Here is a 12,110-nt window from a genome sequence, read left to right as displayed (position 1 = left end):
CGATGCCGCTGTCAGCTTGCCGTCAGCCGCCGCTCGTGACCGAGCAACCACTTCTTCACCGGCAGCCCGTACCGGTAGCCGCCGAGGGTGCCGTCGGTGCGCAGCACCCGGTGGCAGGGGACGAAGAGGGCGGCGGCGTTGCGGGCGCAGGCGGCGGCGGCCGCCCGGGCCGCGGCGGGCCGGCCGGCCAGTGCGGCGTACCCGGTGTAGGTGACCGGCTCACCGGGTTTGACGTCGCGCAGCACGGTCCAGGCGTGGGTCTGGAACGCCCCGCCGCTGTGCTGCCGCACCGGCACCCCGTCGATCGCGGTCAGGTCCCCGTCGAGGTAGGCGCGGACGGCGGCGGTCACCGGGCCGAGGTCGGCGTACGGCTCCAGCGGGCCGCGCAGGCTCGGGTGCACCAGCGGCAGCAGGCTGTCCGGGTCGGCCGTGAAACCGGCGGCCCGGACCGCGCCGTCCGGGTCGACAAGCACGCTGAGCGGGCCGGTCGGGGTGTCCATGGTGGTGGTGCCGAGGGTCGTCATGCCGCTCTCCAGAGTCTGATCGCCGCGTACGACCGCCAGGGCCGCCAGCGGTCGGCGTACGTGTCCAGGGTGGTGGGGGTGGCCGGCAGGCCGAGGGCGGCGGCGCCCCGGCGTACCGCGAGGTCGGTGGGGAGCAGGACGTCGGGGTCGCCGAGGGCCCGCATGGCCAGGTAGCCGGCGGTCCACGGGCCGATCCCGGGCAGCGCGGTCAACCGTCGTACCGTCTCCGCCCGGTCGCTGCCCGGCTCCAGGTCGACCTCCCCGGCGGCGACCGCACGGGCCAGCGCCCGGATCGTCTCCCGCCGGGCGGCCGGCATCCCGAACGCCGCATCCGGCAACCCCAGCACCTCCTCCGCCCCCGGAAACCCCCACACCCCCCACCCGCCCCCACCCGGCTCGCCGCCGCTCCCACCCGCCTCGGCGCGGTGATCAAGAGGTTCACGTCGCAGGGAAGCGCTCTCCGTGACGCAAACCTCTTGATCACCGGAGTCGAGGTCGGGGCGGGTGGGGGCGGAAGCGTGGGTGAGGAGACGGATGAGGGTGGTGCGGGCGGCGGGGAGGGAAACCTGTTGGCCGACGACGGCCCGCAGCGCCATCTCGAAGCCGTCCACCGCCCGGGGCACCCGCACGCCCGGTTCGGCGGCGACGGCCCCGGCCAGGGCCGGATCGGCGGCCAGCGTCTGGTCGACCGCCTCCGGGTCGGCGTCCAGGTCGAACAGGCGACGGCACCGGGCCACCGCCGGGGCCAGGTCCCGCAGGTCGGCCAGGCGCAGCGTCGCCACGACGTACCCGGTCGTCGGCGTCAACGCGACCTCCGCCGGGCCGTGCGGCAGCCGCAACCCCCGGCGGTACGTCCCGTCGTGCACCTCGTCCAGCCCGGGCAGCGTCCGGGCGGCCAGGAACTCCAGCAGGGCGGCGGCGTGCAGTGGCGGCCGGTACGCCAGCCGGAGCGTGATCGTGCCCGCCCCGCCCGGCGTCGGCGGCCCGCCCCGCCCGGTACGCAACTGCGACGGCACCGTCCCGTACACCTGGCGGACGGTGTCGTTGAACTGCCGTACGCTGCCGAACCCGGCCGCGAACGCCACCTCCGCCAGTCCCAGCCCGGTCGTCTCGATCAGCGTCCGGGCGGTCTGGGCACGTTGGGCCCGCGCCAGTGCCAGCGGGCCGGCCCCCAGTTCCGCCCGGAGCATCCGGTGCAGGTGCCGTTGCGTGTAGCCCAGCCGGGCGGCCAGCCCGGGTACGCCGTCCCGGTCGACCACCCCGTCGGCGATGAGCCGCATGGCGCGACCCACCACGTCGGCGCGGACGTCCCACTGCGGCGAGCCGGGCGCGGCGTCCGGCCGGCACCGGCGGCAGGCCCGCAGGCCGGCCCCCTGCGCGGCGGCCGCCGACGGGAAGAAGCGGACGTTACGCCGCTTCGGGGTGATCGCCGGGCAGGACGGCCGGCAGTAGATCCCGGTCGACGTGACGCCCGTGTAGAACCAGCCGTCGAACCGCTGGTCACGGCTGTCCACGGCCCGGTAGCACCGTTCGAAGTCCAACTCCACGTCACCGATCATGCCCGCAGCTCACCGGCGGTGGCTCGCGGGAATCGGACCTGAGCGTGCGGGCGGCGGTAACCTCCCCACCCCGGGACGGTCCGGGGTGGGGAGGTCGTGCGTCAGCGCCCGGGTGCCGGGACCGGGGCGGCCGTCCGGCCGGTCGCGGGGGCCCGGTCGACGGGCGGTGCGGTGCGGGCGGGGGCCGGTGCGGTGACCGGGCCGGTGCGCGGCCCGTCGACGGGCGGCGCGGTCAACGCCGGAACCGGCGATGCCGGTACGGCGGTCGTCGCGGGCGATGCGGGAATGGCGGGCGGTGCCGGAGTGGACGTCGCGGGTACGGCCGTCGAGGCCGGCTTGCCCGGCGGTGCGGGAATGGCGGTCCGGGCCGGTGCCGGCGCGCCGCGGCCGGTCCGGGCGTCCTGGTCGACGGGGGGGTCGGTCACCGCTGCCGGGACGGGCGCGGCGGGCGGCCCGCTCGGCGTCGTGGCCGGTACGGCGGGCGGGGCGTCCCCGCCACCGCTGGCGGCCATCGCGAGCGGGGTGCCGATCAGCACGGCGGCGAGGACACCGACCGCGCTCATCGTGATCGTGGCGCGGCGGCGGGACCGGGCCCGGCGTTCCGCCCGGTTCAACTGGTCGTGCACTGTCGGTGCCTCCTCGGCGAGGTCGGAGAGGGTGGCGCGGATGAGGTTCTCGATGGGCGTGGTCACCGCCGTACCTCCAGCAGTTCGATGTCCGGCAGGAGTTGCCGCAGCCGGGCCACGGCCCGGTGGGTGCGGCTGCGCACGGTGCCGACCGAGCAGCCGAGCGCGGCGGCCACCTGGGTCTCGGTCAGGTCCTCGTAGTAGCGCAGGACCACGACCGTGCGCTGGGCCGCCGGCAGCGCGCGCAGCGCGGCCCGCATCGCCAGCCGTACGTCGGTGCCGCCGAACAGGTCCGGCCCGGCCCGGTCGTCGACGCCGGTGAGCAGCGTCTCCCGGTACCGGCGCAGCCGCCGCCACCAGCTGACCTGCTCCCGGTACATGACCGTGCGCAGGTAACCCTCCGGGTCGGTGTGGCGCAGGTCACGCCACCTTGGAATCGTCCTGGCCAACGCCGACTGGAACAGGTCCTCGGCGGCGTGCCGGTCCCCGGTGAGCAGGTACGCGACCCGCATCAGGGCCGGTGCCCGGCTGGCCACGAACTCGGCCAGCCGGACCCGATCGTCCTCGTCCACCCACCCTCCCCGTCGTTGTCTGTCACCGATACAGACGCCCCAGCTCATCCCGCCTATCCCGGTCGCCGGGGGCAGTTTCCGGTTCGGAAAGTGTCGGTAGTGGTCGGTAGCGTCCCGGCACCAACTCCAGAAAGGGTGCGGCGATGGCGAGCGTGACCGGGCGGGGCGACCCTCGGTCAGGGCGGGGGCAGCTGGACGACGCCGCCGCGCAGGGCCTCTACGACCGGATGCGGGTGGTCGCGCCGGCCGCCTTCGGGGCGATCGAGCGGGACCGGGCCGACGATCCGGCACGGCCGTTCGCCGACACCGCCTGCGGCCGGCTCGCCGGTTCCCTCGACGCGGCCGGCCTGCGGGCCCTGGGCATGTGGGCGCACCACTGGTGCATGCGGTTCTACGACGACGACACCCGGGTCGGCCGACGGCTGGTCCGGGAGATCGCCGGCCGGCGGGGCCTGGGCTGGACGGTCGACGAGGTGCGCTGGATGCTCGGCGAGTCCGAACGGGCCGGCCCGAGCGCCGGGGACCGGCTCACCCTGCCGCTCGCGGCGGCCGGCGAACTGCCCGGGGTGGCCGACGGCGGGGCGGGCTGGCGACTCGCCGGGTGACCCCGGCCGGCGGGCCGGGGGACGGCGGTGGCGCAGGATGGCAGCGGAGCCAGCCGCAGAGAGGACCAGCATGCCCGCCACCGAACCGACGATCGTCGCCACCAGCATGGGTTTCACCAGCCGTGACCGGGGCCCGTGGGATGCCGACCCGGGGCCGGTCTTCGACCTGATGGCCGAGCTGGCGCAGGCCGACGAACCGAGGATCTGCTACCTCAACCAGGCCGTCGGCGACCAGCCCACCTCGCTGACGGTCTTCCACGGCGCGTTCGCCGGCACCCGCTACCGCCCCTCGCACCTGGCGCTGTTCCCGATGCCCAACGTCGAGGACGTCCGGGCGCACCTGCTGGGCCAGGACATCATCTGGGTCGGTGGCGGCAGCGTGGCCAACCTCTGCGCGGTGTGGCGGGTGCACGGGCTGCCGGAGATCCTGCGGGAGTGCTGGGAGGCCGGGGTGGTGCTCGGCGGGGTCTCCGCCGGCTCGATCTGCTGGCACGTCGGCGGCACCACCGACAGCTTCGGCCGGCGGCTGCGCGCCTACACCGACGGCCTGGGCTGGCTGCCGTACGGCAACGGGGTGCACTACGACAGCGAGGCGCAGCGCCGGCCGCTGCTGCACCGGCTGGTCGCCGACGGCACCCTGCCGGCCAGCCACTGCACCGACGACGGGGTGGGGCTGGTCTACCGGGGCACCAGGCTGGCCGAGGCGGTCGCCGACCGGGCCGGGGTGGCCGCGTACGAGGTGGTGCCGGACGGTGCCGGTGGGGTGCGGGAGACCCGGATCGAGCCCCGGTTGCTCACCGCCTGAGCCGTCCCGGCGGTGCCGACGGGGCTGCCTGCCGGGTGACGGCGTAAGCTGGCCCGTCGTGAGTCTCACCATCGGCATCGTCGGCCTGCCCAACGTCGGCAAGAGCACCCTGTTCAACGCGTTGACCAAGAACGACGTGCTCGCGGCGAACTACCCGTTCGCCACGATCGAGCCCAACGTCGGGGTGGTGGGGCTGCCGGACGCGCGGCTCGACAAGCTCGCCGAGATCTTCTCGTCGCAGAAGGTGCTGCCCGCGCCGGTGTCGTTCGTCGACATCGCCGGCCTGGTCCGGGGGGCGTCGAAGGGGCAGGGCCGGGGCAACGCGTTCCTGGCGAACATCCGGGACGCCTCGGCGATCTGCCAGGTGGTGCGGGCCTTCTCCGACCCGAACGTGGTGCACGTCGACGGCAAGGTCTCGCCCGCCGACGACATCGAGACGATCAACACGGAGCTGATCCTGGCCGACCTGCAGACCCTGGAGAAGGCGCTGCCCCGGCTGGAGAAGGAGGCCAAGCTCCGCAAGGACCGGGCCGCCGCCGTGACCGCCGCGAAGCAGGCCGTCGAGGTGCTCGACGGCGGCACCACCCTCTACGCCGGGGCCGCCGCCGCCAAGATCGAGCTGGAGCACCTGCGGGAGCTGCACCTGCTCACCACGAAGCCGTTCCTCTACGTGTTCAACGTCGACGAGGCCGAGCTGGGTAACGCCGCCTTCCTCGACGAGCTGCGTGCCCTGGTGGCCCCCGCCGAGGCCGTCTTCATGGACGCCAAGATCGAATCCGAGCTGGTGGACCTGCCCGAGGAGGAGGCCCGCGAGCTGCTGGAGTCGATCGGGCAGTCCGAGCCGGGGCTGGACCAGCTCGTCCGGGTCGGCTTCCGCACGCTCGGGCTCCAGACGTACCTCACGGCGGGGCCGAAGGAGGCACGGGCCTGGACCGTGCCGGTGGGCGCGACCGCCCCGGAGGCCGCCGGGGTGATCCACAGCGACTTCCAGCGTGGCTTCATCAAGGCCGAGGTGGTCTCCTACGACGACCTGGTCGCGGCCGGCTCGATGGCGGCGGCGAAGGCCGCCGGCAAGGTCCGGATCGAGGGCAAGGAGTACGTCATGCAGGACGGCGACGTGGTCGAGTTCCGCTTCAACGTGTAGTCGGATTCCGGTCCAACGTCTCCTGCGCCCCATCGCGATGGGCGGTGCACAGGTGAGCTCTAGCCTGAAGGCATGGTTGCTGGCGCACGGCAGTTGAAGGTCGGACTTCGGGTCGACGATCTGGAGCGGTCGATCGCGCTCTATCGCCAGATCGGGTTTCGGCAGATCCCAAATCAAGATCAGCCGATGCTGAGGTACCTGACGTTCGGCCACACCTGGCTCATCCTCTCCAGCCGTCACTCGCACGGGTATCACAACGCGGAGCGCGAGCGAGCTGCCCGGTCGGGTCCGCTCGGTAGCGGTTTCGTCCTCGTGGTGCCGACTGCTGATATCGCGGCGGCGCGTGAGATCTGGCGACGCGAAGGTCTTCCCGTCACGTTGGAGCCGGAGGACGTGGGGTTCGCCGAGATTTTTTACGGCCTTGACCCTGACGGCTACGAGGTGATGTTCGAGCAGTTCCGCGACTGAGCATGTGGGCATGGCTGCCAGGACAAACAGATCCGACAGAGGTTGATCGCCTACGGAACGCCGTGGAATTCAGGTTCAACGTCTGATTCCCGGTCCAACCTCTGCCGCATCGGATCGGTTCGCTCAGCGGCGGTAACACCATGGTATGGTCGGTGAATGGCGAGGACGAAGAAGGTCACGATCACGCTGCCGGCAGAGCTGCTGGAAAGCATGAAGACGCACACCGACAACGTCTCCGGCTACCTCACCGAGCTGGCCGAGCGGGCCGAGCGGCGCAGACTTCTCCGGGAGGAGCTGGATCGCTACCAAGGCGACCTCGGGGCGTTCACTGACGAGGAAATGGCCGAGGCTCGGGCGCTCCTGCACGGGACCGAGGAGATCGGGCGTGCGGCGTGAGCCTTGAGTCGCTGGTGCTCGACTCGCAGGGCTTCTCAGGGTGGATCGACCAGGATCGAAAGGTAATGCGCCTGCTGGAGCAGGCGGAGCGTGACGGGGTCGATCTCGCTATGTCGGCGGCCACGATCATCGAGGTCTCCCACTCCGGTGTGGACATCGCGCGGCTGAACTGGCTGCTGTCCCGGATCCGGGTGGAGGTGGTGACGAAGGAGAGTGCCCGTCGCAGTGCTGCGCTACTGAAGGCGGCAGGGCTACATGGGCACAAGTACGCCATCGACGCCATGGTCGCCGAGGTGGCGCTACGGCTACCCGCACCGGTGGCGCTCCTGACATCCGATGTCGACGACATGGTCAAGCTGTGCGGGCGGCAGGTGCGGACCATAGCGCTGTAGGTGAATCGCGTTGTCGGGCCTATCGACCGGTCCTACGGTGATCCGGTGACGATCCGAGACGCCGAGGACGGCGACTGGCCTGCGATCTACCCCTTCTTCAGGGAGATCGTGGCGCAGGGCCGCTCGTACGCGTTCCCCGGGAACCTGTCCCTGGAACAGGCTCGCGGGTGGTGGATGGAGTCCCCTCCGGGCCGCACCGTCGTCGCGATCGACGGGCCGACCGTTCTCGGCAGCGCGAAGATGGGTCCGAACCGGCCCGGTCGCGGCGCGCATGTGGCAACGGCCAGCTTCATGGTCGACCCACGGCACTCCGGTCGTGGCGTCGGTCGCGCACTCGGCGAGCACGTCGTCGGGTGGGCACGGGCCGCCGGCTACCGAAGCATCCAGTTCAACGCGGTCGTCGAGTCGAACGAGGTCGCGGTCCGGCTGTGGCGTTCGTTGGGTTTCGAGGTGCTCGCCACTGTCCCCGAGGCATTCGACCACCCCGAGCACGGCCTGGTGGGGCTGCACGTGATGTTCCTGAATCTGGGCGCTCCCGAGCCACCGTCACGGTGACCGGCGACGGGATCCGGTGAGGTTCGCTCCAGCGTGTGGTGGTCGCCACGCTCAGGCCTTGCGGCCCGGCACCAGCCCGTCCAGATCGAGTGTGATCTCGAACGGCGTCGTGGTGCGCAGGCCGTGTCGATGGATCGCGGCCGGCACATACGACCGGGTGGGCTCGTCGAGTTCGTAGGCATGGACCACAGGTGATCCGTCCTCCTCCTCGACGCGCCAGTAGTTGGCGATGCCGGCTTCCGCGTACTTGCGCAGCTTGACCGTACGGTCGCGGTGGGCCGACTCCGGCGACACCACCTCCACGACCAGGAGGGTCTCCTCAGGTGTGTAGAAGGTCCGCGACGGGTCGTAAGGTGCTGCCGCTGCCAGGAGGTCGGGCTCGGGACGGTTCCATCTGTCGAGTCGGATCGTGATCTCCCTGTCGACCTCGACGCCTGGGGGCGCCTGGTTGGTCAGGGCGTTCACCAGCGCGGTGACCGTCCGGGCGTGCCAGACCCGCTGGGGGGACATCATGAAGACGAGCGCTCCGTCGATCAGTTCGGTGTGACGGGGTGCCTCGGCGAGCGTGTCGAGGTCGTCTGCGTACCACCCCTCCGGGCGGGGCGGCCGCATCCACTCGGGCACCGCAGTCATGCCGTCACCGTAGCATTCGGTAGTCGCGGTCCCGGCCTCCTGCGCTCGCCCGCCCGGGCTCTGCTCCGCCATGGAACGCGGTGGAGTTCCGCTTCAACGCCTGATCCCAGCCCGCCCAGCCGCGGTCCGCGGCTGCCTCGCCGCCGCCGAGGGGCGCGGGTCAGGGGTGCCCCAGCCGGGGGTCGTCCGCCCACGGCGAGTGCGGGTGGGCCAGCCGGACCGCGTCGCGCAGCCACCGCCGCTGGGCCGGGCCCAGCAGGTGGTGGGCGACGTCCAGGTCGTGCTCGTCGCGGGGGCGCGGGTCGGGTGACTTCCACAGCAGTTGGGTGACGGGCGTCCCGGTCGGTACGGAGTCGACGGACGCCACCGCCGAGTCCCACGGGAGCGTGATCCGTGGATCGCGTCGGTAGCGCCAGCCCGTCTCGGCACCGTCCTCCAGGTTGATCTGGAGGACGAAGCGGTCCCGACCGGGGTCGTGCACCCAGATGTTGTGCACCTCGGGGTCGTCGTGCCGCTTCCCCAGGGGAAACAAATGCCCCCGCCGGGCCGCGAACGGCCGCAGGTCCGCCGGTAGCGCGGGCCGCAGGGCGGGCAGCGCGGGCCGCAGGGTGCTGACGTCGATGTCGCCGTGCGGTCGGCTCGGGCTGCCGCTGCCGTGCCAGTGGTCGATGGCCCATCCCCCGGAGAGCCACCAGCGCGCCGGGCAGGTGGTGAACAACGCGCGCACCTGGGCGACCGAGAGCGCGGACCAGAGGTGCCGTCGGGGGTCGTACCGCACGGACCCAGGCTGACAGCCGGTCCCGCCGAACGCCAGCCGGGACCCGGCGCTCTCACGGGTCGCCGGTCGACCTGCGACCACGGGGCGGCGGGCGGGGCGGTGTTGCCCTACCGTGGCGGCGTGGCGTTGCGACTGGAACCGATGACCGACGAGCAGTACCTCCGCTACCGGGAACACGCCGAGGAGGACTACGCGCGCAACATCGTCGCCTCCGGGGCGATGCCGCTGCCGGAGGCGCGGGAGAAGGCCCGGCAGGACTTCCAGGGTCTGCTGCCCGACGGCCTGGGCACCGAGGGGCACCGGCTGTGGACGGCGTACGACGGCGACGCCGAGATCGGCCGGCTCTGGCTGCACCTGGAGCAGAAGTCCGACGGCCTGCACGCCTTCGGCTACGACTTCCAGGTGCGCGAGGAACTGCGTCGCCAGGGCCACGGCCGGGCGATCATCGAGGCCGCCGAGCGACTGTGCCGGGAGTTGGGGGTGGTCGCCATCGGGCTGAACGTCTTCGGCTTCAACACCGGCGCGCGGGCGCTCTACGAGCAGATGGGCTTCGAGGCCACCGCCATCCGCATGATCAAAAGGCTGTAGTACGCCGGCACACCCCGGGGTCGGGGCGGGTGCCCCGACCCCGGCCGCGGCAAGGCCACCCGACCCGACCCGACCCGGGCAGGTCAGGTCAGGTCAGGTCAGGTCAGGTCGAGCGTCCAGTGCCGGGTACGGATGACCTGGTCGTTGAACTCGACGTCCTCCTCGCCGAGCAGGGTGAACCCGAGCGCCCGGCAGATCGCGTTCGACGGGCCGTTGCCGACCGCCGGGAAGGCGTGCACGGTGTCTCCCCGCCCCTCGGTGCGGGCCTGGTCGAGCAGCGCGCGTACGCCCTGCTTGGCCAGGCCCCGGCCCTGGAACTCGGGCAGCACCATCCAGCCGATCTCGGTGAGTGCCCCGTCACCCGGCCCGCGCCACAGGGTGACGGTCCCGGCGACCGCGTCGTCCACCACGATCATCTTGATCAGCGCGACGCCGTCGGCGGCCAGCTGGGCGTCCCGGCGGACCTGCCGGGCCACGTGGGCGGCCGGCAGCGGCCCGCCGAGTTCGGCCATCATCGCCGGGTCGCAGCGCATCCGCTGGTACGCCTCGACGTCGGTGGCCAGCACGTCACGCAGGAACACGCCGCACCCGCTCCGGCCGGCCACTGTGGAGAGTCGTCCGCATGCGCCCGAGTATTCCAAAGGCCGACCCGCGGCGGGGGTCAGCCGGGGCGGGCCGGGTCGAGGAACCGGGCCAGCCGGGCGAGCCCGTCCCCGCCGTGACCGGCGGCGACCGCCTGCTCGACGACCGACCGGGCGGCGCGCAGCACCCCGGAGTCGATGCCGTGGGCCTCGGTGGTCGCGATGACGTGGCCGAGGCCCGCGCCGGCAGAGGCGACGGTGGACCGGTCGCCGGGAAACCGCCCCTCGGTGAGCTGATCGGCGAAGCGGGCCGTCATCTCGGCGAGCATCGGGGCGATTCCGGCGGCGTAGCGGGCGAACGACCGGGGGGCGATGCCCTCGGCCGAGGCCAGCGCGAAGGCGTGGGTCAGGCCGCTGACCGCCGTCCCGAACAGGTCGAGCAGCGCCATGTCGTACGCCGCCGCCGCGCCCGGGTCCGGGCCGAGGTAGCCGGGGGTGCCGCCGAAGGCCGCCAGGACGGGCCGGACGGCGTCGAAGCCGGGCCGGCTGCCGCACCACAGTGCCGTGGCGGCGGGTGTGCCGATGGTCGGCGTCGGGGTCAGGATGGCGCCCTTCACCAGGTCGACCCGGTGCCCGTCGGCCCAGTCCGCCAGCGCCCGCGCCTCGTCCGGTCGGCCGGTGGTGACGTCGACGACGGTCCGCCCGGCCCAGTCGTCGTGGGCGGCCAGCACGGTGCCGACCGCCGCCGGGTCCCGCAGGCAGGTGATCACGACGGGGGCGGCCCGGACCGCCCCGGTGACGGTCGGCGCGGCCGTCGCGCCGAGCGCCACGAGGGGGCCGGCCCGGTCCGGCGTACGGTTCCAGACGGTCGTCGGCGTCCCGGCGGAGACCAGGGCGGCGGCGAGCGCCCGGCCCATCGGCCCCAGGCCGAGCACCGCCACCGGCGTACGGTGCGTGAGTTGTCGATCGCTCATGCCGGGGACGGTAGACCTTCACGTTGACGTGAAGGTCAAGTCCGCGGTCTGCTGTGCGGCATGCGGATCGGCGAACTGGCCCGGCGGGCCGGGGTGAGCACCCGGGCCCTGCGCTACTACGAGGAGCAGGGCCTGCTGCGGCCCGACCGGCGATCGAGCGGTTACCGCGAGTACGGCGAGCAGGCGCTGACCACCGTGCGGCACATCCGGCTGCTGCTCTCGGCCGGGCTCGGTACGGCCGTGATCGCCGAGATCCTGCCCTGCGTGCCGGACGACACCACGGTGCTCGCCCCCACCTGCCCCGAACTGCTCGACGGCCTGGCCGAGGAACGGGCCCGGATCACCGCGTCCATCCAGCGGCTCGCCGCCGCCCGGGACATCCTCGACGCCCTGATCGCCACGGGTGGTCCCGCCCGGCGGCCGTGAGCTGGCCGCCGGGAGGCCGAGGCGTCGGCGGGCGGGCCGGTGGTCAGGAGATGTAGTGCAGGATCACGTTGTGCACGTGGTGGCTCTTCTGCGCGCCCCGGAACTCCACCTCGTAGGTGTGGGTGCCGACGTGCACGGCGATCGCGCCGGTGGAGAAGAACTCCCCGCCCCACGACTTGTTGCTCACCACGCTCACGCTGGTGATCTTCGAGTACGGGATGCTGGTGATCGCGAACTTCTTGCCCACGAACGAGCGGTCCTGGATGATCACCCGCCGGTCGGTCAGGCCGATGAACCCGGTGCCGGTGCCGATGGCGTCGTAGACGGCGATGATCTGTTCCCCGTCGAGCAGTCCGCTGCGGATCTGCTGGAACTGCTCCTTGCGGTCGTACGTCACATTTGCCATGGGTTCCACGGTAGGAAGTGGGCGCCAGCGTCGGCCGTTGCCCGCCCGTCAGCCCGGTCGACTAGTCTCCCCATGCCT

General features: G+C 72.8%; 18 protein-coding genes. 9 read left to right on the top strand and 9 right to left on the bottom strand.

Annotated features, from left to right (window positions below; genetic code table 11):
* Nucleotides 1-11: 11 nt before the first annotated feature.
* The 4 genes from FJK98_RS28110 to FJK98_RS28095 form a co-directional block, all read right to left on the bottom strand.
* Entirely contained in the window at nucleotides 12-524 is a 513-nt protein-coding gene (locus FJK98_RS28110) for a methylated-DNA--[protein]-cysteine S-methyltransferase (protein WP_145921643.1), read from the bottom strand.
* Nucleotides 521-2,071, bottom strand: coding sequence for a DNA-3-methyladenine glycosylase 2 family protein (locus FJK98_RS28105; RefSeq protein ID WP_145923044.1), 1,551 nt, complete (start codon nucleotides 2,069-2,071; stop codon nucleotides 521-523). The genes FJK98_RS28110 and FJK98_RS28105 overlap by 4 nt, the downstream gene beginning before the upstream one ends.
* 113 nt (nucleotides 2,072-2,184) lie before the next feature.
* The gene (locus FJK98_RS28100) at nucleotides 2,185-2,775 is read right to left on the bottom strand and encodes a hypothetical protein (protein WP_145921642.1); all 591 of its coding nucleotides are present in this window, start codon (nucleotides 2,773-2,775) and stop codon (nucleotides 2,185-2,187) included.
* On the bottom strand, nucleotides 2,772-3,281 hold the full coding sequence (locus FJK98_RS28095; RefSeq protein WP_145921641.1) for a SigE family RNA polymerase sigma factor: 510 nt from the start codon (nucleotides 3,279-3,281) through the stop codon (nucleotides 2,772-2,774). The genes FJK98_RS28100 and FJK98_RS28095 overlap by 4 nt, the downstream gene beginning before the upstream one ends.
* Before the next feature lie 143 nt (nucleotides 3,282-3,424).
* Between FJK98_RS28095 and FJK98_RS28090 the strand changes: the two genes are divergently transcribed.
* The 7 genes from FJK98_RS28090 (at nucleotide 3,425) to FJK98_RS28060 (ending at nucleotide 7,646) form a co-directional block, all read left to right on the top strand.
* Nucleotides 3,425-3,886: a hypothetical protein gene (locus FJK98_RS28090; RefSeq protein WP_145921640.1), complete on the top strand. Its 462-nt coding sequence runs from the start codon at nucleotides 3,425-3,427 to the stop codon at nucleotides 3,884-3,886.
* 70 nt (nucleotides 3,887-3,956) lie between these two features.
* Nucleotides 3,957-4,691: a peptidase E gene (locus tag FJK98_RS28085; protein WP_145921639.1), complete on the top strand. Its 735-nt coding sequence runs from the start codon at nucleotides 3,957-3,959 to the stop codon at nucleotides 4,689-4,691.
* Between the two features lie 58 nt (nucleotides 4,692-4,749).
* A complete protein-coding gene (gene ychF, locus FJK98_RS28080; protein WP_088647525.1) occupies nucleotides 4,750-5,835 on the top strand; it encodes a redox-regulated ATPase YchF in 1,086 nt (361 codons plus the stop codon).
* A 72-nt stretch (nucleotides 5,836-5,907) separates the two neighbouring features.
* Nucleotides 5,908-6,303: a VOC family protein gene (locus FJK98_RS28075; protein WP_145921638.1), complete on the top strand. Its 396-nt coding sequence runs from the start codon at nucleotides 5,908-5,910 to the stop codon at nucleotides 6,301-6,303.
* 156 nt (nucleotides 6,304-6,459) lie between these two features.
* Nucleotides 6,460-6,699: a hypothetical protein gene (locus FJK98_RS28070; RefSeq protein WP_145921637.1), complete on the top strand. Its 240-nt coding sequence runs from the start codon at nucleotides 6,460-6,462 to the stop codon at nucleotides 6,697-6,699.
* Complete coding sequence (locus FJK98_RS28065; RefSeq protein WP_145921636.1) at nucleotides 6,696-7,091, top strand: PIN domain nuclease; 396 nt, start codon at nucleotides 6,696-6,698, stop codon at nucleotides 7,089-7,091. The genes FJK98_RS28070 and FJK98_RS28065 overlap by 4 nt, the downstream gene beginning before the upstream one ends.
* 45 nt (nucleotides 7,092-7,136) lie before the next feature.
* Entirely contained in the window at nucleotides 7,137-7,646 is a 510-nt protein-coding gene (locus FJK98_RS28060) for a GNAT family N-acetyltransferase (protein WP_145923043.1), read from the top strand.
* A gap of 51 nt (nucleotides 7,647-7,697) precedes the next feature.
* Here the strand turns inward: FJK98_RS28060 and FJK98_RS28055 are convergent, their stop codons facing one another.
* Both FJK98_RS28055 and FJK98_RS28050 read right to left on the bottom strand, forming a co-directional pair.
* Complete coding sequence (locus FJK98_RS28055; RefSeq protein ID WP_240762398.1) at nucleotides 7,698-8,351, bottom strand: Uma2 family endonuclease; 654 nt, start codon at nucleotides 8,349-8,351, stop codon at nucleotides 7,698-7,700.
* An 88-nt stretch (nucleotides 8,352-8,439) separates the two neighbouring features.
* On the bottom strand, nucleotides 8,440-9,057 hold the full coding sequence (locus FJK98_RS28050) for a hypothetical protein (RefSeq protein ID WP_145921635.1): 618 nt from the start codon (nucleotides 9,055-9,057) through the stop codon (nucleotides 8,440-8,442).
* Between the two features lie 120 nt (nucleotides 9,058-9,177).
* Here FJK98_RS28050 and FJK98_RS28045 point away from each other — a divergent pair, with 120 nt between their 5' ends.
* Complete coding sequence (locus FJK98_RS28045; RefSeq protein WP_145921634.1) at nucleotides 9,178-9,645, top strand: GNAT family N-acetyltransferase; 468 nt, start codon at nucleotides 9,178-9,180, stop codon at nucleotides 9,643-9,645.
* Nucleotides 9,646-9,743: 98 nt separating this feature from the next.
* Here the strand turns inward: FJK98_RS28045 and FJK98_RS28040 are convergent, their stop codons facing one another.
* On the bottom strand, nucleotides 9,744-10,226 hold the full coding sequence (locus FJK98_RS28040; protein ID WP_145921633.1) for a GNAT family N-acetyltransferase: 483 nt from the start codon (nucleotides 10,224-10,226) through the stop codon (nucleotides 9,744-9,746).
* Nucleotides 10,227-10,306: 80 nt separating this feature from the next.
* Nucleotides 10,307-11,200, bottom strand: a complete 894-nt coding sequence (locus FJK98_RS28035; RefSeq protein WP_145921632.1) for an NAD(P)-dependent oxidoreductase — start codon at nucleotides 11,198-11,200, stop codon at nucleotides 10,307-10,309.
* 60 nt (nucleotides 11,201-11,260) lie between these two features.
* Between FJK98_RS28035 and FJK98_RS28030 the strand changes: the two genes are divergently transcribed.
* Complete coding sequence (locus FJK98_RS28030; protein WP_145921631.1) at nucleotides 11,261-11,626, top strand: MerR family transcriptional regulator; 366 nt, start codon at nucleotides 11,261-11,263, stop codon at nucleotides 11,624-11,626.
* Nucleotides 11,627-11,669: 43 nt separating this feature from the next.
* Here the strand turns inward: FJK98_RS28030 and FJK98_RS28025 are convergent, their stop codons facing one another.
* Nucleotides 11,670-12,032, bottom strand: coding sequence for a PH domain-containing protein (locus tag FJK98_RS28025; protein WP_088647519.1), 363 nt, complete (start codon nucleotides 12,030-12,032; stop codon nucleotides 11,670-11,672).
* Nucleotides 12,033-12,110: the final 78 nt, after the last annotated feature.

The sequence above is a fragment of the Micromonospora sp. HM134 genome (assembly GCF_007833915.1).
GTDB classification, from domain to species: domain Bacteria; phylum Actinomycetota; class Actinomycetes; order Mycobacteriales; family Micromonosporaceae; genus Micromonospora; species Micromonospora wenchangensis.
The sequence above is the reverse complement of the archived record's forward strand: the minus strand, read 5'-3'. Positions and strand labels throughout refer to the sequence as shown.

Excerpts from the sequence above, each read along its gene's own strand:
- FJK98_RS28110 (WP_145921643.1), bottom strand. The coding sequence starts at position 524 with ATGACGACCCTCGGCACCACCACCATGGACACCCCGACCGGCCCGCTC.
- FJK98_RS28090 (WP_145921640.1), top strand. The coding sequence starts at position 3,425 with ATGGCGAGCGTGACCGGGCGGGGCGACCCTCGGTCAGGGCGGGGGCAG.
- FJK98_RS28085 (WP_145921639.1), top strand. The coding sequence starts at position 3,957 with ATGCCCGCCACCGAACCGACGATCGTCGCCACCAGCATGGGTTTCACC.
- FJK98_RS28075 (WP_145921638.1), top strand. The coding sequence starts at position 5,908 with ATGGTTGCTGGCGCACGGCAGTTGAAGGTCGGACTTCGGGTCGACGAT.
- FJK98_RS28070 (WP_145921637.1), top strand. The coding sequence starts at position 6,460 with ATGGCGAGGACGAAGAAGGTCACGATCACGCTGCCGGCAGAGCTGCTG.
- FJK98_RS28055 (WP_240762398.1), bottom strand. The coding sequence starts at position 8,351 with ATGGCGGAGCAGAGCCCGGGCGGGCGAGCGCAGGAGGCCGGGACCGCG.
- FJK98_RS28035 (WP_145921632.1), bottom strand. The coding sequence starts at position 11,200 with ATGAGCGATCGACAACTCACGCACCGTACGCCGGTGGCGGTGCTCGGC.
- FJK98_RS28030 (WP_145921631.1), top strand. The coding sequence starts at position 11,261 with ATGCGGATCGGCGAACTGGCCCGGCGGGCCGGGGTGAGCACCCGGGCC.
- FJK98_RS28025 (WP_088647519.1), bottom strand. The coding sequence starts at position 12,032 with ATGGCAAATGTGACGTACGACCGCAAGGAGCAGTTCCAGCAGATCCGC.